Annotated in this window: 25 protein-coding genes and 1 rRNA gene; 11 read left to right on the plus strand and 15 right to left on the minus strand. The window is 71.2% G+C overall.

What is annotated here, in order from left to right:
* Positions 1-83, plus strand: a 5S ribosomal RNA gene (rrf, locus tag ACFYYT_RS26255); the annotation flags it as partial.
* Between the two features lie 67 nt (positions 84-150).
* Here the strand turns inward: rrf and ACFYYT_RS26260 are convergent.
* Positions 151-993 carry a DUF3626 domain-containing protein gene (locus ACFYYT_RS26260; RefSeq protein ID WP_351826684.1) on the minus strand — a complete coding sequence of 281 codons (843 nt, stop codon included), beginning with the start codon at positions 991-993 and terminating at the stop codon, positions 151-153.
* Positions 994-1,035: 42 nt separating this feature from the next.
* Between ACFYYT_RS26260 and ACFYYT_RS26265 the strand changes: the two genes are divergently transcribed.
* Positions 1,036-1,590, plus strand: coding sequence for a GNAT family N-acetyltransferase (locus ACFYYT_RS26265; RefSeq protein WP_351826683.1), 555 nt, complete (start codon positions 1,036-1,038; stop codon positions 1,588-1,590).
* On the opposite strand, the gene ACFYYT_RS26270 is transcribed toward ACFYYT_RS26265, so the two are convergent.
* The 6 genes from ACFYYT_RS26270 to ACFYYT_RS26295 all read right to left on the minus strand — a co-directional run bounded on the left by ACFYYT_RS26270 (position 1,587) and on the right by ACFYYT_RS26295 (position 8,725).
* Positions 1,587-3,161 carry a type VI secretion protein gene (locus tag ACFYYT_RS26270; protein ID WP_351826682.1) on the minus strand — a complete coding sequence of 525 codons (1,575 nt, stop codon included), beginning with the start codon at positions 3,159-3,161 and terminating at the stop codon, positions 1,587-1,589. The two genes, ACFYYT_RS26265 and ACFYYT_RS26270, sit on opposite strands and share 4 nt — an antisense overlap.
* A 2-nt stretch (positions 3,162-3,163) precedes the next feature.
* Entirely contained in the window at positions 3,164-4,579 is a 1,416-nt protein-coding gene (locus tag ACFYYT_RS26275; protein WP_351826681.1) for an ATP-binding protein, read from the minus strand.
* 18 nt (positions 4,580-4,597) lie between these two features.
* Positions 4,598-6,160: an SCO6880 family protein gene (locus ACFYYT_RS26280; RefSeq protein ID WP_351826680.1), complete on the minus strand. Its 1,563-nt coding sequence runs from the start codon at positions 6,158-6,160 to the stop codon at positions 4,598-4,600.
* Positions 6,157-7,503 (minus strand): hypothetical protein, encoded by a 1,347-nt coding sequence (locus ACFYYT_RS26285; protein WP_351826679.1) that lies wholly within the window; start codon positions 7,501-7,503, stop codon positions 6,157-6,159. Before ACFYYT_RS26285 ends, ACFYYT_RS26280 begins: the two co-directional genes overlap by 4 nt.
* Entirely contained in the window at positions 7,493-8,314 is an 822-nt protein-coding gene (locus ACFYYT_RS26290) for a hypothetical protein (protein WP_351826678.1), read from the minus strand. Before ACFYYT_RS26290 ends, ACFYYT_RS26285 begins: the two co-directional genes overlap by 11 nt.
* A 102-nt stretch (positions 8,315-8,416) precedes the next feature.
* A complete protein-coding gene (locus tag ACFYYT_RS26295; protein WP_008742356.1) occupies positions 8,417-8,725 on the minus strand; it encodes a hypothetical protein in 309 nt (102 codons plus the stop codon).
* A gap of 382 nt (positions 8,726-9,107) precedes the next feature.
* Between ACFYYT_RS26295 and ACFYYT_RS26300 the strand changes: the two genes are divergently transcribed.
* A complete protein-coding gene (locus ACFYYT_RS26300; protein ID WP_351826677.1) occupies positions 9,108-9,638 on the plus strand; it encodes a hypothetical protein in 531 nt (176 codons plus the stop codon).
* Positions 9,639-9,771: 133 nt separating this feature from the next.
* Here ACFYYT_RS26300 and ACFYYT_RS26305 read toward each other — a convergent pair whose 3' ends face one another.
* A complete protein-coding gene (locus tag ACFYYT_RS26305; RefSeq protein WP_351826676.1) occupies positions 9,772-10,599 on the minus strand; it encodes a pentapeptide repeat-containing protein in 828 nt (275 codons plus the stop codon).
* 70 nt (positions 10,600-10,669) lie between these two features.
* On the opposite strand from ACFYYT_RS26305, the gene ACFYYT_RS26310 reads away from it, so the two are divergent.
* The 4 genes from ACFYYT_RS26310 to ACFYYT_RS26325 all read left to right on the plus strand — a co-directional run bounded on the left by ACFYYT_RS26310 (position 10,670) and on the right by ACFYYT_RS26325 (position 14,304).
* A complete protein-coding gene (locus ACFYYT_RS26310) occupies positions 10,670-11,278 on the plus strand; it encodes a LysE family transporter (protein WP_351826675.1) in 609 nt (202 codons plus the stop codon).
* A gap of 52 nt (positions 11,279-11,330) precedes the next feature.
* Positions 11,331-12,125 (plus strand): thioesterase family protein, encoded by a 795-nt coding sequence (locus ACFYYT_RS26315; RefSeq protein WP_351826674.1) that lies wholly within the window; start codon positions 11,331-11,333, stop codon positions 12,123-12,125.
* Positions 12,126-12,384: 259 nt separating this feature from the next.
* Entirely contained in the window at positions 12,385-13,404 is a 1,020-nt protein-coding gene (locus ACFYYT_RS26320) for a bifunctional lytic transglycosylase/C40 family peptidase (RefSeq protein WP_351826673.1), read from the plus strand.
* A gap of 201 nt (positions 13,405-13,605) precedes the next feature.
* Entirely contained in the window at positions 13,606-14,304 is a 699-nt protein-coding gene (locus tag ACFYYT_RS26325) for a phosphatase PAP2 family protein (protein ID WP_351826672.1), read from the plus strand.
* Positions 14,305-14,467: 163 nt separating this feature from the next.
* Here the strand turns inward: ACFYYT_RS26325 and ACFYYT_RS26330 are convergent, their stop codons facing one another.
* Together ACFYYT_RS26330 and ACFYYT_RS26335 are read right to left on the minus strand one after the other, a co-directional pair.
* Positions 14,468-14,707 carry a hypothetical protein gene (locus ACFYYT_RS26330; protein WP_351826671.1) on the minus strand — a complete coding sequence of 80 codons (240 nt, stop codon included), beginning with the start codon at positions 14,705-14,707 and terminating at the stop codon, positions 14,468-14,470.
* A gap of 89 nt (positions 14,708-14,796) precedes the next feature.
* Positions 14,797-15,027 (minus strand): hypothetical protein, encoded by a 231-nt coding sequence (locus tag ACFYYT_RS26335; protein ID WP_388609444.1) that lies wholly within the window; start codon positions 15,025-15,027, stop codon positions 14,797-14,799.
* Positions 15,028-15,167: 140 nt separating this feature from the next.
* Here ACFYYT_RS26335 and ACFYYT_RS26340 point away from each other — a divergent pair, with 140 nt between their 5' ends.
* The gene (locus tag ACFYYT_RS26340; RefSeq protein ID WP_351826670.1) at positions 15,168-16,019 is read left to right on the plus strand and encodes a hypothetical protein; all 852 of its coding nucleotides are present in this window, start codon (positions 15,168-15,170) and stop codon (positions 16,017-16,019) included.
* A 147-nt stretch (positions 16,020-16,166) separates the two neighbouring features.
* Complete coding sequence (locus tag ACFYYT_RS26345) at positions 16,167-16,319, plus strand: hypothetical protein (protein ID WP_266576516.1); 153 nt, start codon at positions 16,167-16,169, stop codon at positions 16,317-16,319.
* A gap of 66 nt (positions 16,320-16,385) precedes the next feature.
* Here the strand turns inward: ACFYYT_RS26345 and ACFYYT_RS26350 are convergent, their stop codons facing one another.
* Complete coding sequence (locus tag ACFYYT_RS26350; RefSeq protein WP_351826669.1) at positions 16,386-16,700, minus strand: metal-sensitive transcriptional regulator; 315 nt, start codon at positions 16,698-16,700, stop codon at positions 16,386-16,388.
* Positions 16,701-16,894: 194 nt separating this feature from the next.
* Between ACFYYT_RS26350 and ACFYYT_RS26355 the strand changes: the two genes are divergently transcribed.
* Both ACFYYT_RS26355 and ACFYYT_RS26360 read left to right on the plus strand, forming a co-directional pair.
* Positions 16,895-17,515: a DUF47 family protein gene (locus tag ACFYYT_RS26355; RefSeq protein ID WP_351826668.1), complete on the plus strand. Its 621-nt coding sequence runs from the start codon at positions 16,895-16,897 to the stop codon at positions 17,513-17,515.
* Between the two features lie 5 nt (positions 17,516-17,520).
* Positions 17,521-18,522: an inorganic phosphate transporter gene (locus tag ACFYYT_RS26360; RefSeq protein WP_351826667.1), complete on the plus strand. Its 1,002-nt coding sequence runs from the start codon at positions 17,521-17,523 to the stop codon at positions 18,520-18,522.
* A 114-nt stretch (positions 18,523-18,636) separates the two neighbouring features.
* Here ACFYYT_RS26360 and pstB read toward each other — a convergent pair whose 3' ends face one another.
* The 4 genes from pstB to pstS form a co-directional block, all read right to left on the minus strand.
* Positions 18,637-19,413 carry a phosphate ABC transporter ATP-binding protein PstB gene (gene pstB, locus ACFYYT_RS26365; RefSeq protein ID WP_351826666.1) on the minus strand — a complete coding sequence of 259 codons (777 nt, stop codon included), beginning with the start codon at positions 19,411-19,413 and terminating at the stop codon, positions 18,637-18,639.
* Positions 19,414-19,470: 57 nt separating this feature from the next.
* Positions 19,471-20,553: a phosphate ABC transporter permease PstA gene (pstA, locus tag ACFYYT_RS26370; RefSeq protein ID WP_351826665.1), complete on the minus strand. Its 1,083-nt coding sequence runs from the start codon at positions 20,551-20,553 to the stop codon at positions 19,471-19,473.
* On the minus strand, positions 20,553-21,542 hold the full coding sequence (pstC, locus tag ACFYYT_RS26375; RefSeq protein ID WP_351826664.1) for a phosphate ABC transporter permease subunit PstC: 990 nt from the start codon (positions 21,540-21,542) through the stop codon (positions 20,553-20,555). The genes pstA and pstC overlap by 1 nt, the downstream gene beginning before the upstream one ends.
* 146 nt (positions 21,543-21,688) lie before the next feature.
* A complete protein-coding gene (pstS, locus tag ACFYYT_RS26380; RefSeq protein ID WP_351826663.1) occupies positions 21,689-22,831 on the minus strand; it encodes a phosphate ABC transporter substrate-binding protein PstS in 1,143 nt (380 codons plus the stop codon).
* Positions 22,832-23,316: the final 485 nt, after the last annotated feature.

Consider the following 23,316-nt stretch of genomic DNA (forward strand, 5'->3'; position numbering starts at 1 on the left):
ACATTCCGAACCCGGAAGCTAAGCCTTTCAGCGCCGATGGTACTGCAGGGGGGACCCTGTGGGAGAGTAGGACGCCGCCGAACAATCATTGTGGGGAAGCCCCGCACCAGGTAACTGGTGCGGGGCTTTTCTGCGTTTACGGGCCTTTTCCTATCGGGGCCGGCGGGCTCCGAATCGGGCCAGGTAGTGCCAGACGCGCTTGAGGGCCTGATCGTCGTGCCGGCCGGTGCGGGCGGCTTCGCCGAGGATGTGCGGGGTCAGGACGCCGTCCACGGCGAGGGAACAGCCCAGGTCGACGAACTCCTGGCCGCGGTAGGCGGGGTGGCGGCGGAGTTCGGTGACCGGGAGGTGGAAGCCCGGATGCCATTCGGTGGGGCAGGGGAGGGCGGCCGCGGCTGCCTCGACCTCGGTGTCCCGGTAGCTGGGGTCCAGTACGAGCGCGGCGACATCGCGGTCCAGCCGGATCGGGCCGTGGACCTGGGCTTCGATGTAGTCGTCCAGGGCGTCCTGGTTGTCGGCCTCGGCCAGGGCGATCAGGGACATGCGGGAGGCGACACCGAAGGACTCCGGCTCCAGGTAGCTGTCCGGGTAGCAGAACGTGGTCCTCGGGAGGGCCTCCGGGCGGAGTCGGAAGTGGGCCGAGCCGAAACGGGTGGCCGCGCCGGCCGGGTTGCGGCGGAAGTTGAGGGCGCCGTACACCGGGCGGGCCTCGGCGGGGGCCTCGTCGTAGGCACCGCCGAAGATGCGGCTCTCCCAGTGCCAGCGGGCGCCGCCCGGGTGCGCGGTGAGACCCCCGTTGCTCGTTCCCGTGACGAACTGCGAGCGGTACGTCCCGTCCACGGCCAGGGCTTCGAGGATCGGACGGTCTCCGGCCGTACGGTCCGGGTGGAAGTTGAGGGTGAGGGGCAGCTCCGGGTCCAGCGGGGGGCCGCTGGACAGGGCGGTGACGTGCGCGAGGGCCGAGGTGTGGGGGGCGGTGTTCGGAAGCAGCATGGGTGCAGTGTGCACCGATGGCTCTGGCTAGGATCCGGATTTATGGATCAGCATGTGGTGCGGCCCGTACGGGCCGAGGAATGGGAGCAGGTCAAGCGCCTGCGGCTCGACGCGCTGCGGGACCCGGCGGCGCCGGTGGCCTTCCTGGAGACCCTCGACGCCGCCCAGGCGCGGCCGGACGGCTTCTGGCAGGACCGGGCCGCGGGCGCGGCCGAGGGGCGGGGAGCCCGGCAGTTCGTCGCGGAGGGTCCCGACGGGGTGTGGGACGGCTCGGTGACCGTGATCGTCGAGGAGCCGGGGACCACGGACTTCTTCGGGGAGCCCGTCGAGCGGACCCAGGGGCACCTGGTCGGGGTGTTCGTACGGGAGGAACGGCGCGGGGGCGGTCTGGCCGAGGCGCTGTTCGCGGCCGCGCTGGAGTGGGCCTGGTCGCTGGAGGGGCCGGCGCCGGAACGCGTACGCCTCTTCGTGCACGGGGAGAACGCGCGGGCGGCGGCCTTCTACCGGCGGTTCGGGTTCGTGGCGAGCGGGCGCGTGGTGCCGCTGGAGGACGGCGGCGAGGAGCGGGAGTACGTGTTCGTCCGGCCGGTGGCCTAGTCGAGGGGGGCCTGGGGCCAGTGGGCGCGGGCTTGTTCGCGGCTGCGGCAGAGGGCGAGGAGGGGGAGCGTCCGGTCTTCGAGGAGCTCCGGGAGCTGGGGGAGCGGGGCGACGGCGGCCACGTCCTCCAGGACCAGGGTCAGTGGTGGGTCGAGCCGACCGGCGGATGACCGTACGGCCATGCGGCGGCCGTGCTCGACCACGCTGGAGGCGAGTGCGGTCAGGAGGGGCATCGCACCCGGGTGGGTCCGGGGGTCTTCGAGGGGTTCGCCCACCACGTAGAGGCTGCCCCCTTCCGTCAGGAACGATGCGAGGGTGAGGGCGTCGGTTCGGTTCGGGGTGCAGGCCTCGCGGATGTGGATCGAGGTCAGGCAGGAGAGTGCGCGGGCCGTCAGGTGCTGGGCCTGTTCGCGGCGTTCGGGGTGGGAGATGAGGGCGCTCTCCAGCTCTCCGGCGGCGCCCGGGGCGGCCTGGAGGTGGGTGCGCAGGATGCGTACGGGGTCCTGGGCGGAGTTGCCCTGGGCCCAGCGGTGCAGCTGTTTGAAGGGGCGGTCGTCGAGGGCGGCGGCCTGGAGCCAGCTGCGCAGGAGCGTCTCGGCGGTGTCGGCGACGGCCGCGTCGAGACGGGCCTGGGGGCGTACGGGGGCCAGCAGGGCGATCGCGCGGGCGGCGGCGGTGTCGCGGTCGGCGCAGCCCTCGGCGGGGTTCCAGTGCATGCGGGCCGGGGTGTCGCACAGGTGGGAGGGGTCGTAGAGGAGGACCGGGCCGAGTTTCGCCCGGGCGTCCTTGGTGTCCGACCAGAGTGCGGGGGACGAGGTGACGACGAGGACGGCGCCCTCGGCGGAGGCGATGCTCTGGGCGGCGAGGTGGTGGCGTTCCGCGGGGGTGCCGTAGGCCAGGCGCGGGGTGGCGGCGGTGGTGGCCGTGGTGGCGGTGGTGTGGAGGGCGGCCGCCGGCTGGGGTGGGGTCGGGGCGGCCGTGGGGGCGGGGGCCGGGGCTTGCGGGGCGTAGCCGAAGCCGTAGCGGTAGGCCTCGTCGACGGGGGCGGGGCCGGTGTGGACCGCGGGGGCGGGGACCGGTGCCAGGCCCCGTGCGGCCGGGGGGCGGGGCTGGGGGGCCGCGGCCGTGGGGGCGTGGGCGGGGTGGGGGTGCGGTGGGGCCGGGGGTGCTTCGGAGCGGGCCGGCTCCGGCTGACGGGTGTGGGGGAAGGCGCGGCGGGCCTTCGTACGGGCGACCACGCCGAGGGTGAAGATCGTGACGACCAGCAGGACCAGGAGCTGGCTGATGAACAGGCCCCAGAACAGCCCCCAGCCGGAGAGGGCGGTGGGGTCGGTGTCCGGCCAGGCGGCGGCGATGTCGTGCGGTTGCGTTATCAGGGCGCGTACCGCTCGCGGGGTGTTGGTGAAGGTGACCGAGGCGGGCCAGGCGCCCTTGGTGAAGAGGGCGGCGAGGCCGGTGGCCGACCAGACCAGGACGGCGAGGCCGAGGAGGAAGGCCAGCAGGCCGACGAGGACTCCGTCCGGGATGCCGCCGGCCCGCGCCGGGGGGTCCGTACGTCTGGCGTCGGGCATGGTCAGGCCACCGTGGTCGCTGAACCGGGGCCGCCGCCCCGCTGGCGCTCGATGTACAGGGCGCGTTCCTCCGCTTCGAGTTCGGCGGCGAGCAGTTCGTCGGGGAGCTGGGGGGCGGAGGATTCCGTCATCGCGCGGTCGGTGTAGACGAGGGGGCGTTCGGATTCGGTGATCAGGTGTTTGACGACCTGGACGTTTCCGTTGACGTCCCAGACGGCGATGCCGGGGGTGAGGGTGGGGATGATCTCGACGGCCCAGCGGGGCAGGCCGAGGACGCGGCCGGTGGCGCGGGCCTCGTCGGCCTTCTGGGCGTAGATCGTGCGGGTGGAGGCCATCTTGAGGATGGCCGCGGCTTCGCGGGCGGCCGCGCCGTCGACGACGTCGGAGAGGTGGTGGACGACGGCGACGAAGGACAGGCCGAGGCGGCGGCCGAACTTGAGGAGGCGCTGGAACAGCTGGGCCACGAAGGGGCTGTTGATGATGTGCCAGGCCTCTTCGACGAGGAAGATCCGCTTCTTGCGGTCGGGGCGGATCCAGGTGTGTTCCAGCCACACGCCGACGATCGCCATGAGGATGGGCATGGCGATGGAGTTGCGGTCGATGTGGGAGAGGTCGAAGACGATCAGCGGGGCGTCGAGGTCGATGCCGACGGTGGTGGGGCCGTCGAACATGCCGCGGAGGTCGCCGTCGACGAGGCGGTCGAGGACGAGGGCGACGTCGAGGCCCCAGGCCCGGACGTCGTCTATGTCGACGTTCATCGCGAGGGCGGATTCGGGTTCGGGGTGGCGCAGCTGTTCCACGATGTCGGTGAGGACCGGCTGGCGGGTGGTGATGGCGTCGACGACGTAGGCGTGCGCGACCTTGAGGGCGAAGCCGGAGCGTTCGTCGAGGCCGTGGCCCATGGCGACTTCGATGATGGTGCGGAGCAGCGCGAGCTGTCCGGTCGTCGTGATCGCCGGGTCGAGGGGGTTGAGGCGGATCCCGTCGTCGTTGGCGGCGATGGGATCCAGGCGGATGGGGGTTATTCCCAGCTGCTGGGCGATGAGGTTCCACTCGCCGACGCCGTCCTCGCCCTGGGCGTCGAGGACGACGACCTGGCGGTCGCGGAAGCGGAGCTGGCGCAGGACGTAGGTCTTCTCCAGGGCGGACTTGCCGTTGCCGGATTCGCCGAGGACCAGCCAGTGGGGGGCGGGGAGTTGCTGGCCGTAGAGCTGGAAGGGGTCGTAGATGTAGCCCTTGCCGCTGTAGACCTCGCGGCCGATGATGACGCCCGAGTCGCCGAGGCCGGGGGCGGCGGTGGGCAGGTAGACGGCCTGGGCCTGCCCGGTGGAGGTGCGTACGGGCAGGCGGGTGGTTTCGACCTTGCCGAAGAGGAAGCTGGTGAAGGCGTCCGTCAGCGCGGACATGGGATCTCGCATGGCGGCCATTCCCTCCAGCTAGCGTCGGATGCCGGTGGCGAACGGCAAGGTGTTGACGAAGGCGCGGTGGTGCTCGCGGTCGCACCATTCGAGCTTCAGGTAGGACTTGCCGGCGGAGGCGCGGATGGTGCGCTTGTCGCGGGCGAGGGCTTCGGGTGAACGCGAGGACACCGTGATGTACCCGACGAGGTTGACTCCGGCAGCGCCGCTGGCCAGATCTTCACCCCTCTGGTCGAGCCGGCCGTGGGCGGCGATGTCGCGGGGGTCGACGGTGCGGTTCATCTTGGCGGCGCGGGAGGCGTCGGCCTCGTCGTTCGTCTTCTCCGTGAGCATGCGCTCGATGGCGACCTCGGTGGGTTCCAGGTCCATGGTGACGGCGACGGTGCGGATGACGTCGGGGGTGTGGACGAGGAGGGGCGCGAGGAAGTTCACGCCGACCGGGGTCATGGGCCATTCCTTGACCCAGGCGGTGGCGTGGCACCAGGGGGCGCGGGTGGAGGATTCGCGGGTTTTGGCCTGGAGGTAGGTGGGTTCGACGGCGTCCAGTTCGGCGGGCCAGGCGTTGCGCTTGGTCATGGCCTGGATGTGGTCGATGGGGTGGTCGGGGTCGTACATGGAGTGCACGAGGGAGGAGAGGCGGCTTTGGCCGAGCGGCTGGCGGACGCGGATGTCGGCTTCGGCGAGGCGGGCGCAGATGTCGGTGAGTTCGCGGGCCATGACGATGGCGAGGCCGGCGTCGCGGTCGAGTTTGCGGCCCTTGTGGGGGGTGGCGGCGCGGGCGATGGTGACGGCTTCGGCGGCCAGGTCGCGGGTGAAGTGCATGCAGGCGACGAGGTAGGCGCGGTGTTGCTCGGAGGAGGTGGAGACCATCGACTGGAGCTGGTCGTAGGAGTCGCGCAGCCAGGCGGGGGCGTGGGTGTCTCCGCGCTGGGCGACGTCCTTGGCGTGGGCGTCGGGGTCGGCGGGGAGGGTGCGGGCGAGCATTTGCAGGCGGGTGACGAAGCCGTCGCCGTTGGCCACGTGCTTGAGGAGGGTGCCGAAGCGGTCGACGAGGGCTTCTTGGTCCTCGCTGTCGCGCAGCCCGACGCCGGGGCCTTCGATTTCGATGGCGGCGGTGACGGTGCGGCGGTCGGCGTGCAGGAGGACGGCGATCTCGTCGGGGCCGAAGGGGGCGGCGAGCCAGTTGATGCGGCCGATGCCGGGGGGCGGGCCGACTTCGACCTCGCGGCCGTCAAAGGCGCGGGTGCCGGCTTCGGCGGCGGTGGAGCGGTAGGTGGTGCCGCGGCGGAGGGTGCGCTTGTAGCTGCGGCTGATTTCGAACCAGCGGTAGAAGGTGCGGCCCTTGTAGGGGACGTACACGGCGGCCAGGGCGAGCATGGGGAAGCCGGCGAGGCTCACGATGCGCAGGGTGAGGTCGGGGACGAGCAGTCCGCTCATCATGCCGAAGAACGCGCCGACGATGATCAGGGCGATCTCGCCGGTTTCGCGGTTCTTGCCGACGATCGCGTTCGGCCGGGCCCGGCCGATGAGATACGTGCGGCGGGGCGCGATCGGGTGGAGCTGGTGGGACTGGGTCGTCAACGCCCGTCACCTCCTGTGTTTCCGCTGGTGCCTGTGTTCCTCGTACTCGAGCCGGTGCGGGGCGGGGGTGCGGCGGTGGGGATGGTGCCGCTGCCGGATCCGCCGCCGGGGCCTCGGCTGCTGTGGGCGGCCATGCCTCCGGAGATCTGGTTGGCGTCGCCGCCGGCGCGGTGGGCGCCGCCGCCTGCGCCGCCTGCGCCGCCTGCGCCGCCTCGGCTGCTGTGGGTCTTGATGCCCTGGGAGACGAGGGAGGCCGGGGAGCTGATGACGGCGGCTGCCTGGGCGCCGTCGGTGGCCTTGGAGCGGTTGCTGCGGGCGGAGGCGATCTCGTCGCCGAAGCCGGGGACGAAGCGGTAGATCATCGCGGAGGCGAAGATCGCCAGGAGGATGATGGCGAGGCCGGAGACGACGGCGGAGAAGGCGTTGGGGCCCTTTTCTCCGGCGAGGGCTCCGGCGAGGCCGAGGACGATGACGATGACCGGCTTCACGAGGATGACGGCGATCATGATGCCGGCCCAGCGGCGGACGTGGCCCCACATGTTGCGGTCGACGAGTCCGGAGTAGACGACGGTGCCGAGGAGGGCGCCGACGTAGAGGAGGGCGGCGCGGATGACGAGCTCCAGCCAGAGCACTCCGGCGGCGAGGACGGTGACGAGGGCGACGACGATCAGCATGATCGGGCCGCCGCCGATGTCCTCGCCCTTCTTCAGGGCTTCGGAGAAGGAGCCGAAGAAGACGTCGGTCTGGCCGCCGGTGGCGGAGGCGATGACCTCGGTGACGCCGTCGGTGGCGGAGACGACGGTGTAGAGGATCAGGGGGGTGAAGGCGGAGGCCAGGACGGTGAGCCAGAGGAAGCCGATGGCTTCGGAGATGGCGGTGGTGAGGGGGACGCCGCGGATGGCTCGCTTGGCGACGGCGAGGAGCCAGAGGACGAGGGTGAGGATGGTGGAGGCGGCGAAGACGACGGCGTACTGCTGGAGGAAGGCGGGGTTGGTGAAGTCGACGTTGGCCGTGCCTTTGATCGCTTCGCTGAGTTTGCCGACGATCCAGGCGGCGGCGTCGGCGCAGCCCTTGGCCAGGGAGGAGAGGGGGTTGAGCGCGTCGGTGGGGCTGTTCGGCGACAGGCCGGTGCCGGCTCCCGTGCCGGGGGTTCCTCCGACCTGGCGCTCGCAGTCCTCCTTGAGCGGGCCGATCACCCCTTCACAACGGCCGTCCTTGGACGGGGAGCCCGACGGCGTGGGGGTCGGGGAGGGTGCGGCGAACGCCCGTGCCGAGAGCAGCACCAGGGTCGTCTGTACGGCGGCCAGTACTCCGGCGGTGCGGAGGTGGCGGCTACCGGGCATAGGTGAACCCTCCGAACTCCTGGACGGCCTTGCTGATGTCGTCGGACGAAGAGGCGGCGACGTCACCCGGCACCGGGGCGGGACCGTCCTGCTGGGTGTCGGAGGTGACCTTCCAGTCGTCTCCGGCCCAGGACAGCTCGAAGGTCCACGTCTTCCAGGTGGTGCGGACGGGGGTGGTGGACTTGGCGCCGGACATTCCGACCAGGCCGGTGTACCAGACCGCGACCTTCGCCGTGGTGGGGCTGTAGCTCACGATGCGGGTGCCCACGGGGACGGCGCGGGTGATGAACGTACTGCCCGGTGGGGCGTTTCCGCTCGGGTCGAGCCCCAGGGCGGCGAGGAACGCCGGTGAGTACGCCGCGTCCTGGGTGCCCTTGCGCTGGGCCGCCGCATCCGGTGTGTAGACGCCGTCCACCAGGGCGTGCCGGATGTCCTTCTTGAGCATGCCGTCCGAGCCCAGGGCTACCGCGTAGTTGGCGGCTGCCGATTGGGCGCCCTGGTCGTCGTGGGCGAAGCCCTTGGGGATGCCGGCTGACTTCGTCGTGACCGGGGGGGTGCCCGTGGCGGCCGTGGAGGTGGTGTCGGGGGCCTTGTCGGCGGTGGTGGTGTCCGGGGTGTCGGTGGAGCGGTTCGCGAACGCGATGGCGGCGACGAGGAGGACCACGACGCCGACCACCGTGATCAGGCTCCGGGTGGGCCGGGGGCCGCGGCGGGGGCCGTGGGGGTCGGAGGGGGAGTCGGGGAGGCGGGTGCGGGTCTGGCCCGTGCCGCCCACTTCTCCGCCGCCGCCGTAATGGTCGTCGTTGCTCATTGCGTCTCCGCCCCCTCCGCGTCGTTCGACGGTAGCGCTCGTTTCCGCTCAGGCGCGGTGTGGTGATTCGTCATCAGGGTGCGGCCGGGCCGGGTGGTTCGGCTAGACGGCCATTCCGTAGACGATCGTGAAGAGGGTGCCGAGGGAGCCGATGATGAAGACTCCGGTGAGGCCGGCCACGATCAGGCCCTTGCCCTGTTCCGCGCTGAAGGTGTCGCGCAGGGCGGTCGCGCCGATGCGCTGCTTGGCCGCGCCCCAGATGGCGATGCCGAGGCAGAGGAGGATCGCCACGGCCATGACCACCTCGATCATGACCTTCGCTTCGTTGCCGAGACTGCCGAACGGCCCCCAGTTGGGGGCGATTCCGCCGATGATGGTGGTGATGTCGCCCTTTTCGGCTGCCAGGATCATGTAACTCACCGCCCCTGTATGGGTAGTTCCGGTAGCCCGTGCCCGACGGCAGGGGTCACGCACTATCTTCGCTGATGAAACTGCCGCCGTCGTCGACTTGGCGGCTCTCTTTACCCGATATCGCGGCGTGCGCCCCTCTCGCGCGCCCTGACCTGGTCACTCTGTGTATCACGGTGGGTGACCCCGGGCAATGATTGTCCGCCCGGTGGGCGCGGGGCCGGGTGCGGGGCGGCCGTTCGGCGCAGCGGGAGGCGTGTCGTTGGGCCGTCCCGCTGATATTTGTCCGACATTCCGTCAGTCTTTCTATGTTTGCGGTGGGTTGGGTGGAGTGTGGGCGTCGTTCGCTGGCTGTGACGACGTGTGATGTGTGAGGAGGAGCCGGATGGGTTCCGTGACGAAGGCGGGTCGGCGCGGGTGGCTGGCCCTGGGGCTGGCCGTGCCGCTGGTGCTGGGTTCCCTGGTCGGGCCGGGGGCGGCGGTGGCCGCCGAGCCCGGGGCGGGGTACGCGTACGGGTGCGGGAAGGAGCAGGTCGCCCGGGCCGGGGGCGGGTGTACGGGGCCGCGTGGTGCCCGGGGGCCGAAGGGGGAGCGGGGGCCGGCGGGTCCGGCCGGCCCGTGCGCGGACATCGACACCGTTTCCGGGGCGGGGACCTCGGAGTTCAGTGCCGTGCTGAGCCGCGGGAAGGCGTACGTGGGGGCGCGGGCCACGCCGACGGCCGCCTACTACTGGCAGGACCTGACGAAGGCCCGGACGCCGGGGTTCCCGCGGAGCGCGTGCGGGGTGTCCGTGCGGGTGGGCGGCGGGCGGGTGTACGTGAAGGTGCTGACCACCGGTGGGGACGTGTACGAGAACTCGTGCACGACGGCGCTGGTGTGCACCTCGGGGTGGACGGCCGTGGTCAAGCCCTACTGAGGGGGCTGACGGGTTCCGGGCGGACCCCCCGCTCCCCGGTCGTGTCGCTCACCGTGGCCGGGGCGGGGGCGTGGGGGGCGCACGAGGGCACGGCGGGGGTGGGGCGCCGCCCCCGCCGTGCCCGCGCGGCCGGTCAGTGCCAGTGGGCGGGGTGGGCCAGGGCCGGGGGGATGCGGGTGGTGGCGTCGCCCTGGGCGGCGCCCAGCTGGGGCTGGGTGAGGAAGAGGGCCTCGCGGAGGTCGGCGCCGCGCAGGTTGGTGTCGCGCAGGTCGGCGCCGATCAGGTCGGCGGTGCGCAGGTCGGCGCCGCTGAGGTCGGCGGCGATCAGGTAGGCGCCGCGCAGGTTGGCTCCGCGCAGGTCGGCTCCCTTGAGGCGGGCGCCCATCAGGTCGGCGCCGCGGTGGTTCTTGCGGCGGCCCGGGGCCTTGGCGCGTACGAGTTCGCTGGCCTGGAGGAGCAGGGGGTTGACGTCCTGGCGCAGGGCGTCGGTGTCGAGGGTGGTGAGGGTGTCGGCGTCGGCCCGGGTCAGGGCCTCGGTGCGGGTCAGTGCCGTGCGCAGGGCCGGGTGGAGCGGGGCGGCGGCGGGGAGGGTGAGGGCCTCGGCGAGGTAGGCGAGCAGTTCGTGCAGCCGGCGCATCACGGGGAAGGCCTCGAACATCGCGGTCCGGGTTTCGGGGTGCGCGCGCCAGTCGCGGCCGCCGAAGGTGACCTGGGAGACCTGTTGTCCCGCCCCGAAGCAGTCGAAGACGGTGCAGCCCTGGAAGCCCGTGTCGCGCAGCCGGGTGTGGATGCCGCAGCGGAAGTCCTGGCGGAGGTTCGTGCAGGGGGTGCCGGCGGCTTTGTTCACGGCGAAGTCGGTGGACTTGGCGAAGGGCAGGGCGACGCAGCAGAGCGCGAAGCAGTTGGCGCAGTCTGCCTGGAGGACGGGGAGGGCGGGGAGGCCGGGAAGGGGGGTGGACACCCCTCCATTGTTACCGGAGCCGTTACCGGAGGCGCTTGATCCGTTGGGGGCCGGCGGTGAGCATGCCCCTATGACAGAACTGATCGCCGTCGCCCTCATCACCGTGCTCGCGGTGATCAGCCCGGGTGCGGACTTCGCCATGGTCGTCAGGAACAGCTACCTCTACGGGCGGCCCACCGGGCTGTTCGCGGCCGCGGGGGTCGCGGCGGGCGTGCTGGTGCACGTCAGCTACACGATGCTCGGGGTGGGGCTGCTGATCGCCTCGTCCACCGCTCTGTTCACGGCGATCAAGCTCGCCGGGGCCGCGTACCTGGTGTGGATCGGCATCCGTACCTTCCGGGCGCGGGACGGGCTGACGGTGGACCTGGAGTCGAAGTCCGCGCTGAGTCCGCTGGGGGCGCTGCGGTCGGGGTTCTTGACGAACGTGCTGAATCCGAAGACGACGCTGTTCGTGGTGTCGACGTTCACGCAGGTCGTCGAGCCGGGGACGCCGGCGTGGCGGCAGGTGGGGTACGGGCTGTTCATGTCGGCCGCGCACCTGGTGTGGTTCGGGGCGGTGGCGCTGTTCTTCTCGGACGTGCGGCTGCGCGAGCGGATGCTGAAGGCGCAGAAGACGCTGAACCGGGCGATCGGGTCGGTGCTGGTGGGGCTGGGGGTCGGGCTGGGCCTGGCGCGCTGAGCGCCCGGCCGGGGCTGGTGCCGGGGGTTACCTGTGGGTAGCGTGCGGCGGCATGGATGCTGAGGACGGGTTCTACGCACGGCTCGACGCGGGGCGGTTCGTGGCGGGCGAGGCTACGCGCGGTCCGTGGGACGCGGCCGCGCAGCACGCCGGGCCGCCGGCCGCGCTGCTGGCGCGGGCGGTGGACGAGCGGGCCGGGGCGCGGGAGGACATGCGGATCGCGCGCGTGACGTACGAGATCCTGCGGCCGGTGCCGATCGGCGCGCTGGAGATCACCACGAGCGTGCTGCGGGCGGGCCGGAGCACGGAGCTGGTGGAGGCGGCCCTGACGCCCGAGGGCGGGTCCGGGCCGGTGATGCTGGCGCGGGCGCTGCGGATCCGGGTGGCGGGGGAGCCGGTGCCTGCGGTGGCGCCGGGGGCGGTGGTGCCGACTCCGGGGGAGGCGGTGGAGTCGCCGTTCTTCCCGGTGCCGTGGGAGCAGGGGTACCACTCCTCGGTGGAGGCCCGGTTCGCGGACGGGTCCTTCACGGAGCCGGGGCCGGGGACCTGCTGGATGCGGATGCGGGTGCCGCTGGTGGCCGGGGAGGCGGTCCGGCCGCTGGACCGGGTGCTGGTGGCCGCCGATTCGGGGAACGGGATCAGCGCGGTCATGGACTTCGGCCGGTTCGTCTTCGTCAACGGGGACCTCACGGTGCACCTGCACCGGCATCCGGTGGGGGAGTGGGTGTGCGTGGAGTCCCGTACGAGCGTGGACGCGGGCGGCATCGGGCTGGCGGACGCCCGGCTGCACGATGAGAAGGGTCCGATCGGGCGCGGGGCGCAGAGCCTGTTCGTGGCGCCGCGCTGAGCCCAACCCCGTTGGGGCGGGGTGGAGTCGGTGTGGTGCTCGCAGCCCGCGGGGATGCGGGAGCTGCCCTTCCGTCCGGGCGCGGACGGGAGGGGCCGGGGTTGCGGGAGTGGCCCTTGAGGGTGTCGGCGGGCCCGGTGTGGTCCGTACCGGAAGGCAATCAGTCGGAAGAGCTGACCGGATGGGCCGACAGTAGGGATGATTCGACACGGGTGGCGTTTGCTCCGATAAAAGGACGTGCATGGGGGAGGGTTGACGGATGCGCAGATTCTGGGTGATCGGCGGGGTCGGCTTCGGGGCGTGCCTGTGCTTCCTGCTCCTGCTCGTGGTCGGCACCTATTCGGCGGCCGCCGGGCTGCAGAGCGGGGCCGGAGGGCGCTTGGCGGGGCTCGTCAAGGGGGCCGTGCCGGGGAAGTACCAGTCCCTGGTGCAGAAGTGGGGCGTGCTGTGCCCGACCCTGACGCCGGCCGTGCTCGCCGCGCAGCTCTACTCCGAGAGCGGCTGGGACCCGAACGTCACCAGTCCGGCCGACGCGCGGGGCATCGCCCAGTTCATCCCGGGCACCTGGGCCACCCACGGCATCGACGGTGACGGTGACGGCGACCGCGACATCTGGGACCCGAACGACGCGATCCCGTCGGCGGCTTCGTACGACTGCGACCTCGCGCGGTACGTGGCCAAGGTGCCCGGCGACCCGGTCGCGAACATGCTGGCGGCCTACAACGCGGGCCCCGGCGCGGTGCTCCAGAACCAGGGCGTGCCCCCGTACCGCGAGACCCAGGGCTACGTGAAGGCCATCACGACCCTCGCCAAGAGCTTCGAGGCGCCCGTCGGGCGGGTGGCGCCCTCGCAACAGGCGGCCGGCGCCATCTACTTCGCGCAGAAGCAGCTGGGGACGCCGTACCTGTGGGGCGGCAACGGGACGGCCGATCAGAACGGGCGGTTCGACTGTTCGGGGCTGACGAAGGCGGCGTACGAGACGGTGGGGATCGAGCTGCCGCGCGTGGCGAACGATCAGTACAACGCCGGATCCCACCCTTCGCGGGCCGAGTTGCTGCCCGGTGATCTCGTCTTCTTCTCCGACGATCTGACGAACTCCCGTGAGATCAGGCACGTCGGGATGTACGTGGGCGGCGGCTACATGATCAACGCTCCGTACACCGGTGCGGTCATCCGCTTCGACAAGATCGACACGCCCGACTACTTCGGCGCGACCCGGGTGACCAGGGACGGCGCGGAGGCCCTTCCGGAGCGTGCGGCGGCCACCCCCGGTGCGTAGCGACACTGCGTGAAGCGCAGGCCTTGAGCTGCGACGACGAATCACTCTTGGATAACGTTGGAGTGATCATTCGGTGGAGAGTGGAACGTAGCCGCCAGAACGGGCGTTCCATGAGCACGGGGGCTGATCGGCGGGGGGAGTTGAAGGGGCGCACACCGCCGTGCGCCCGCAGGGGACTAGGCAGGCAAGGGGCCGCGTCGCATGGCTGGACTCACAACGGGTGGGCCGAATGTGGATGTCGGCCTGCTGTACGAGATCAACGGCCTTGCCCGGCACGCCCCGGGCTGGTTCGACCGGGGCGTCGCGCTCCTCGGCGGCTACGGGCTGCCGCTCGCCATGTTCCTGCTGATGCTGTGGTGTTGGCGCGGGGCCCGGCGCCAGGACGAGATCCCGGCCGCCGAATCCTTCGCCGCGCTGGTGTGGGCGCCGCTCGGCGCCGCCATCGCCCTGCTCGTGAACGTGCCGCTGCGCGGGTTCGTGGCGCGGCCGCGGCCGTTCCTCCAGCACGAGGGGCTGGAGGTGCTCGGCGGTCTGGGCGGCGGGCCGGGCGCCGGCTACTCCTTCGTCAGCGACCACGCCACCTTGATGATGGCGCTCGGCGTCGGGGTGTTCCTGGCGCACCGGCGGCTCGGGCTGATCGGGATCGCGCTGGCGCTGGCGGAGGGGCTGTGCCGGGTGTACCTGGGCGTGCACTACCCGACGGACGTCATCGGCGGCTTCGCCCTCGGCACCGCCGTCGTGCTGCTCCTGGCGCCGCTCGCCATGGCCGCGCTGGCCCCGCTGGTACGGGCGCTCGCGCGGACGCCGCGCGCGGGGCGGCTGGTACGGGCCGGGGAGCGGGTCGTGGCCCGCCCGGTCGGGCTGGCGCAGCGGCCGCCGGAGAGCGACCTCGCGGCCTAGGAGGCCGGGTCAGGCCGGGGTCAGGCCGGGGTCGGCCCGGGGTGCGGCCGGGGTCAGCCCGGGGGCCAGAGGGCCAGGAGCGTGGCGGCCAGGAGGCACAGCGCGGCCGCGCCGAAGCAGAGCCGGACCGCCGTCGGGCGCGGGCGTGGGCGGGGTCGGGGCCTCATCGGGGGTCGTCCCCGCCGTCCGGGCCGGAGCGGCCCCCGTCGTCGTCGCGGCGGTAGCGGGAGCGCAGCCACAGTCCGGTGGCCACGGCCGCCGCGGTGGTGACGCCGATGGCCAGCGCCACGTCGCCGGGGCCGTCCGCCGAGCCCACGGGCCTGGCCCAGGCTGCCGCGGCCGGGGTGAACGCGATCAGCAGGGCCCAGAGGAGGGCCGCGAGGCGGGGTGCGGTTCCTGGCATGACTCAAGGGCAGCCGCTCCCGTGCCGCCCGGCCACCCGGGCCGTCCGAACGGGCGACACGCCCGGCCGCGGGGCAGGGGGTCCGGGGGCTACCCCGCGGCGGGGCCGGTGGCGTGGCCGGCGGCGTCCTTGCGGGCCAGGTCGCGGGAGCGGCGGGCCGGGCCGGTCCAGCCGCAGCTGCAGACGGCCAGACAGAAGGAGCCGCGTTCCGCGGTGCTCGTGTGGTGTCCGGGCGGTGGCTGCGGCGGCTCCAGGAGGTGACGCGGCAGCGGAACGGCGGTAACCGGAGGGGCCAGGGTCGCTTCGGTGTGCGGATCCACGACTCCACCGTACCCGGTCCGGTCCGGTGGGGGACGGGTCCCGGAGAGCGGCCGGCCGTGACGGGAAACCCCGGACCTCGTTAAGCGGAGCGGGTGGGGGCCTCGGGCAAACAGCGGTCACGCGTTGGGGGTTGGCGGCGATGGTGGTGCACCAGCACAGGTGGCGGCGCGGGCGCGCGGGCGAGGCGGTGCTCGCGGTCTGCGTCGCGATGAGCGTCGCCGCCCTCGGCGGATGCGGGGCTGCGAGCGGTACCGGAACCGGGGCGGCGGCCGACGACCGGCCGCCCGGGGATCCCGTCGCGGCCGTCCGCGGGGCGGCCGACGCGCTCACCGCCACCGGGAGCGCCCGGGCCCGTACCGCGATGGAGATGGCCACCGGCGGGACCGTGGTCACCATCCGCGGGGAGGGCGGCGTCGACTTCAGGAAGCGGATGGGGCAGCTGCTGGTGATGCTGCCCGCCGATGTGACCGGCAAGCCGGAGCACCGGCCCATCACCGAACTGCTCGTCCCCGGCGCGCTCTACATGAAGAACCGGGGCGCCGGAGTGCCCGACGACAAGTGGGTCCGCCTCGACACGGCCGCCCTCTCCGACGGGAACCTCGTCACCGGCGGCGCCACCGATCCGCTGGCCGCCGCCGAGCTGCTGCGCGGGGCGCGGGAGGTGACGTACGTGGGGCGGACCGAGGTGGCGGGCACCTCGGTGCGGCACTACCGGGGCACGACGGACATCGGGCGGGCCGCGCAGAGCGCCTCGCCGGGGGTCAAGGGGGCGCTGGAGGCGGCGGCGAAAGGGTTCAGCAAGGACAGCGTGCCGTTCGACGCGTACCTGGACGACGAGGGGCGCCTGCGCAAGGTCAGGCACCGCTTCAGCTACGTCAAGAATGGCGTGATCGATGTCTCGTCCACCACGCTGCTGTACGGGTTCGGGACTCCGGTGACCGTCGTATTGCCCGCAAGCGGGGACATTTACGCCGGGAAGATCGCCGACTAGGCGGTGTGGTGGGCCCGGACGGTGCGTCCGGGCCATGGACCCGCTATCCGGAAATGGTCCATCCGTGTCATGCGCGGCACGGCGTGCGATCCCTAGGCTGGGGAGCCGAGCGCCGACGGGCGAAGGCGGCAGAGAGAGGTGACACGCGTGACTCCCGCAGGCGGTACGACGGTGCAGGACCACGTGGCGCTCGCCGAGATCGAGCTCTGTGGTGAGCTGATCATCGCGGCCTCGGCGGCGGTGGAGGAGCGGCTGAGCCAGGACCGGATCGACGAAGTGCTGATGGCCATCTGTCTCTAGGACGCGGCCCGCCCCCGGGGTGCGGCGCCGTTGCCGGGGGCCGTCGCCCCCGGACCCCCGCGTCCGTCAGGTGCGCAGCAGGCGGGCGATGGCCTTCGTGGCTTCCTCCACCTTCGCGTCGATCTCCGTACCGCCCTTGACGGCCGCGTCGGCGACGCAGTGGCGCAGGTGCTCCTCCAGGAGCTGGAGGGCGAAGGACTGGAGGGCCTTCGTGCTCGCCGAGACCTGGGTGAGTATGTCGATGCAGTAGACGTCCTCGTCGACGAGCCGCTGGAGGCCGCGGATCTGGCCCTCGATCCGGCGCAGCCGCTTGAGGTGCTCGTCCTTCTGGTGGTGGTAGCCGTGGACGGCTCCGGAGCCCTCCGTCTCGATGGTCGTCATGCGTCCTCCCGTGGTCCGGAATGAGGGGTGCATACCCCTCATGGGTATAGGGTACTGGGCCCCGGCTCGCTGGACGGGGGTCCGTGACGCCCACTGTGCCCGATGGAGGACACTGGGGAACCGCCGGTTAGCCGTGGCCGGGGGATGCGCCTAGCATCAGCCTGACCGAATCCAATGCACCCCGAGGACCTCACGTGCGATTTCGTCTGACCCCCAGGGAGACGAGCTTCTACGACATGTTCGCCGCATCCGCGGACAACATCGTCACGGGCTCCAAGCTCCTGATGGAACTGCTCGGAGCGGATCCCTCCGCCCGGGCCGAGATCGCGGAGCGGATGCGGGCGGCGGAACACGCGGGGGACGACGCCACCCATGCGATCTTCCACCAGCTGAACTCCTCCTTCATCACGCCGTTCGACCGCGAGGACATCTACAACCTCGCGTCGAGCCTCGACGACATCATGGACTTCATGGAGGAGGCCGTCGACCTGGTCGTCCTCTACAACGTCGAAGAACTCCCCAAGGGCGTCGAGCAGCAGATCGAGGTACTGGCGCGGGCGGCGGAACTGACCGCCGAGGCCATGCCCCACCTGCGCACCATGGACAACCTGACCGAGTACTGGATCGAGGTCAACCGGCTGGAGAACCAGGCGGACCAGATCCACCGCAAGCTGCTCGCCCAGCTCTTCAACGGCAAGTACGACGCCATGGAGGTGCTGAAGCTCAAGCAGATCGTCGATGTGCTCGAAGAAGCCGCCGACGCGTTCGAGCACGTCGCGAACACGGTGGAGACCATCGCGGTCAAGGAGTCCTGAACCTCGTGGACACCTTTGCTCTGATCGTGACCATCGGTGTCGCGCTCGGCTTTACCTATACGAACGGCTTCCACGACTCGGCGAACGCCATCGCCACCTCCGTCTCGACCCGGGCCCTGACCCCGCGGGCGGCGCTGGCGATGGCCGCGGTGATGAACCTCGCCGGTGCCTTCCTCGGCAGCGGGGTGGCCAAGACGGTCAGCGAGGGCCTGATCGCGACGCCCCACGGCAACCGGGGGATGTGGATCCTCTTCTCCGCGCTGGTCGGCGCGATCGTCTGGAACCTGATCACCTGGTACTTCGGTCTGCCCTCGTCCTCCTCGCACGCCCTCTTCGGCGGCATGGTGGGCGCGGCCCTGGCCGGCGGGACCGAGGTCATCTGGTCCGGGGTGATCGACAAGGTCGTCATCCCGATGTTCGTCTCCCCGGTGGTCGGCCTCGTCGTCGGTTACCTGGTCATGGTCGCCATCCTGTGGATGTTCCGCCGGTCCAATCCGCACAAGGCCAAGCGCGGCTTCCGGATCGCGCAGACCGTGTCGGCGGCGGGCATGGCGCTGGGCCACGGCCTCCAGGACGCCCAGAAGACGATGGGCATCGTGGTGATGGCGCTGGTCATCGCCGACGTGCAGGGCGCGGGGGACGCGATCCCGATCTGGGTCAAGATCGTCTGCGCCGTGATGCTGTCGCTGGGCACCTACGCGGGCGGCTGGCGCATCATGCGCACGCTCGGCCGCAAGATCATCGAGCTGGACCCGCCGCAGGGCTTCGCGGCGGAGACCACCGGTGCTTCGATCATGTTCGGCTCGGCCTTCCTCTTCCACGCGCCGATCTCCACCACCCACGTGATCACCTCGGCGATCATGGGCGTGGGCGCGACCAAGCGCGTGAACGCGGTCCGCTGGGGCGTCGCGAAGAACATCATCCTCGGCTGGTTCATCACCATGCCGGCCGCGGCCCTGGTGGCGGCGGTCAGCTTCTGGATCGTGGACCTCGCCTTCGTGTCGTAGCGGCGGCCGTACGAAAGCGGGCCGGCTCCCCCCACCCAGGGGGAGCCGGCCCTTTTCTTTCGCCTTGCGGTGGCACCGCCATGCAGCACCGCAGGACGTTCCTCACATCCCGGTCTAGCCGAAGCGGCCGGAGATGTAGTCCTCGGTGGCCTGGACGGACGGGTTGGAGAAGATCCGGTCCGTGTCGTCGATCTCGACCAGCTTGCCCGGCTGACCGACGGCGGCCAGGTTGAAGAAGGCGGTGCGGTCGGAGACGCGGGCGGCCTGCTGCATGTTGTGCGTCACGATGACGATCGTGAAGCGCTCCTTCAGCTCGCCGATCAGGTCCTCGATGGCGAGGGTGGAGATCGGGTCCAGGGCCGAGCAGGGCTCGTCCATCAGCAGGACCTGCGGCTCGACCGCGATGGCGCGGGCGATGCACAGGCGCTGCTGCTGGCCGCCGGAGAGGCCGGAGCCCGGCTTGTTCAGGCGGTCCTTGACCTCGTTCCAGAGGTTGGCGCCCCGGAGCGACTTCTCCACGATCTCGGTGAGCTCGGACTTCTTGTAGCTGCCGTTCAGGCGCAGGCCCGCCGCCACGTTGTCGAAGATCGACATGGTGGGGAAGGGGTTCGGGCGCTGGAAGACCATGCCGACGGTGCGGCGGACCGCGACCGGGTCCACGCCGGCCCCGTACAGGTTCTCGTCGTCCAGCAGCACCTTGCCCTCGACGCGGCCGCCGGGGGTGACCTCGTGCATGCGGTTCAGGGTGCGCAGGAAGGTGGACTTGCCGCAGCCGGAGGGGCCGATGAAGGCGGTCACGGAGCGGGGTTCCACGGTCATCGAGATGTCATCGATGGCCTTGTGGGTGCCGTAGAAGGCAGAGAGGCCGCTGACGTCGATTCGCTTGGCCATGAGGGGTCACTTCGCTTTCATGTGGTCACCGCGGCGGAGCCGCAAAGGGGCTCGCTCTTAGCGACCGGTCTTCGGGGCCTTCCAGCGGGCGATGCCGCGGGCCACCAGATTGAGGATCATGACGAAGGCGATCAGTACGAGCGCTGCGGCCCACGCACGGTCGTAGGAGGCGTCACTGCCGACCTTGTACTGCTCCCAGATGTACAGCGGGAGGGAGGACTGAGCACCTTCGAAGGGGTTGCCGTTGATCAGCTGGGAACCGAAGACCAGCAGCATGATCGGCGCGGTCTCACCGGCGATGCGTGCCACAGCCAGCATGACACCGGTCGAGATGCCGCCGATGGCCGTGGGCAGGACGACCTTGAGGATCACCCGCCACTTCGGCACGCCGAGGGCCAGAGCGGCCTCGCGCAGCTCGTTCGGGACGAGCTTGAGCATCTCCTCGGTGGAGCGGACCACGACCGGCATCATCAGGATCGACAGGGCCATCGAGCCGGCGAACCCGGAGGGGCCGAAGCCGAGCATCAGGTTCCACGTCGTGAGGATGAACAGGCCCGCGACGATGGAGGGGATGCCGGTCATCACGTCGACGAAGAAGGTGACGGACCGGGCGAGCGAGCCCTTGCCGTACTCGACCAGGTAGACGGCGGTCAGCAGGCCGATGGGGGCCGCGATCAGGGTGGCCAGGGCGACCTGCTCGATCGTGCCGAGCAGCGCGTGGTAGACGCCGCCGCCCTCGTCGAAGCTGGTCACGCCGTTCATCGAGTGGGTGAGGAAGGCCCCGTCGAGGGCCTTCAGGCCGCGGCTGACCGTGGTCCACAGCAGCGAGAGCAGCGGGATGACGGCGAGGACGAAGCAGACCCACACGACGGAGGTGGCGACGCGGTCCTTGGCCTGGCGGCGGTTCTCGACGACCGCGCTGGCGGTGTACGTGATGACGACGAAGAGCAGCGCGGCGAGCAGGCCCCACTGGATCTTGCTGTCGAGGCCGGCGACCGCGCCGATGCCGGCGCCGAGGGCGATCGACAGGACGCCGATGCCCGCGGGGGCCCAGCGGGGCAGGCCGCCCCGGGTGAGGCCGGCGGGCGCGGTGGACTTGCGGGCCCCGACGGGGCGCTGGTCCTGGAGTGCGTGGCTCATCAGGCGTTCGCCCCCGAGAAGTCCTTGCGACGGGCGATGATCAGGCGCGCGGCGCCGTTGACCAGCAGGGTGAGCAGGAAGAGGACCAGGCCGGAGGCGATCAGCGCGTCGCGGCCGAACTCGTTGGCCTCGTCGAACTTCGCGGCGATGTTCTGCGCGAAGGTGCCGCCGCCCGGGTTCAGGACGTGCAGCGAGATGAGGAAGCTCGGGGAGAGGACGGTGGCCACGGCCATGGTCTCGCCGAGGGCGCGGCCGAGGCCGAGCATGGAGGCGGAGATGACGCCGGAGCGGCCGAAGGGCAGCACCGACATGCGGATGACCTCCCAGCGGGTCGCGCCGAGGGCCAGGGCGGCTTCCTCGTTCATGCGCGGGACCTGGAGGAAGACCTCGCGGCTGACGCTGGTCACGATCGGCAGGATCATGATCGCGAGCAGGATGCCGACGGTGAAGAGCGAGCGGGCGACACCGACCTGGGTCTTCTCGAAGAGGTAGGTCCAGCCGAAGAACTGGTCGAGCCAGAGGTTCAGCCCGTTCAGCTGCGGCACGAGGAAGAGGGCGCCCCAGATGCCGTAGACGATCGACGGCACGGCGGCCAGCAGGTCGACCACGTAGGCGAGGGGCGCGGCCAGCTTGCGCGGCGCGTAGTGCGAGATGAACAGGGCGATGCCGACGGCGATCGGAACCGCGATGACCATCGCGATGATCGAGCTGACGACGGTGCCGAAGAGCAGGACGGCGATGCCGAAGACGGGGGGCTTCGAGGAGGCGTTCCAGTCGAAGGTGGTGAGGAAGTTCCCCTCGTTCTGCGACAGGGCGATGGTGGCGCGGTAGGTGAGGAAGGCGGCGATCGACGCCATGATCACCAGGAGCAGGATGCCGGAGCCCTTGGAGAGCCCGGCGAAGATCTTGTCACCGGCGCGGCCGGTGGACCTCGTGCTCTTGGAGACAGGCGGAGCCTGGTCTATCTGGGTGGGTGTGGTGGAAGCCATGGTCTTTCCGGTCTGTGTGGGGGGCAGGCCCCCTGGCGGCGGTGCACCGGATCCCCCCGGGTGGAGGGGGAGGTTCCCGGGCCCGGTCCGCCCCGGACGGGGGGCGGACCGGACCTCGGGCGACTGCTAGCGACTGCTGGTGACTACTAGGACAGCGACTTGACGACTTCGCGGACCTTGGTGTTGATCTCGGCCGGGATCGGGGCGTAGCCGTTGTCGGAGAGGACCTTCTGGCCCGAGTCCGAGGCGGTGTAGTCCAGGAAGGACTTCACGGTGCCCAGGGTCTCGGCCTTGTTGCCCTTGTCGCAGACGACCTCGTACGTGACCAGGACGATCGGGTACGCGCCCTCGGCCTTGGTGGTGTAGTCGAGCTTCAGCGCCAGGTCCGAGCCGGTGCCGGCGATCTTCGCGGCGGCGATGGCCTTGGAGGCGTTCTCGGCGCTGGCCTTGACCGGGGTGCCGGCGCCGGTGTTGACGTCGACCGTCTTGATGCTCTGCGAGCTGGCGTAGGAGAGCTCGAAGTAGCCGATCGCGCCGTCGACGGCCTTGACCTGGGAGGCGACACCGGCGGAGCCGGAGGCGGCCTGGCCACCGGGGGCCGGCCACTTCTTCGCGGCGTCGTAGGTCCAGGCTTCGGGGGCGGCGGCCTTGAGGTACTTGCCCAGGTTCTCGGTGGTGCCCGAGTCCTCGGAGCGGTGGAAGGCCTGGATGGCGGTGGAGGGAAGCGTGACGCCGGGGTTCAGCTTCTTGATCGCCTCGTCGTCCCACTTCTTGATCTTGTCGTTGAAGATGTTGGCGATCGTGGCGGCGTCGAGGTTCAGCTTGTCGACGCCGGCGACGTTGAAGCCGAGGGCGATCGGGCCGCCGACCATCGGCAGGTTGATGCCCTGGCCGCCGGTGCAGACCTTCTTCGAGTCCTCGACCTGGTCGGGCTTGAGCGCGGAGTCCGAACCGGCGAAGCCGACGGTGCCCTGGTTGAAGGCGACGATGCCCTCACCGGAGGAGGAGGACTTGTAGTTCACCTCGACGCCGGAACAGGCGGCCATGTAGTTCTTCACCCACAGGTCGACCGCGTTCTTCTGCGCGGAGGAGCCGGAAGCGAGGAGCTTGCCCTTGGCGCCGTCGCACTTGATGTCGCCCGGGGCGGGGGCGGAGGCCTTGGGGCTGCTGCCACCGGCGTCGGTCTTGGTGTTGTTGTCCGAGCCGCACGCCGTGAGGACCAGGGCGCCGGACACGACGAGGGCCCCGAGGGCGGAGGCACGAAGCCGGTTCTTGCGCTGAAGCTTCACTTTCGGGTGTTCCTTCCGAGGAGCCGCCGGCCGCTTTCTGATTCGGGGCGGCGTGCGAAGAGGACTACGGGGTCGCGGGGGCGGACACCTTCGTTTCCGAAGCGGCTCGCACCTTGCAGTACTGAAATTAGGCAGAAGAGGTGAAGCCGTCGGCCGCGCTTGGTGAACGGGGGGTGAACCGTGGCGGACGGCCCGGTGCGGATGGGGTGGTTTGTACCTGGGCGTAATCGGGCGTTATCCGCCCGTTATCCGCCCGTGACCTTCTCCTGGCCGTCGGTGGGGGTGGCCGGTTTTCGCCGCTCCGGGCCCGGCCCCTGGTGTCCGCCCGGGCCTCTTCGCCTCAATCGCCGGCGGGGCTGGATTGGGTCGGCGTGAGTCGTCTCCTTGGGCCTCGGGGGGCAACTTCAGCCTCGCCGGCGTTTGAGGCGCGGGCGCGGAGCGCCGTGGGGTGACGGGTCCGGGCGGAGCCCGGGGAACGGTGGAAG

It is taken from the genome of Streptomyces sp. NPDC002032 (assembly GCF_042890765.1).
In the GTDB taxonomy this organism is placed as follows: Bacteria; Actinomycetota; Actinomycetes; order Streptomycetales; family Streptomycetaceae; genus Streptomyces.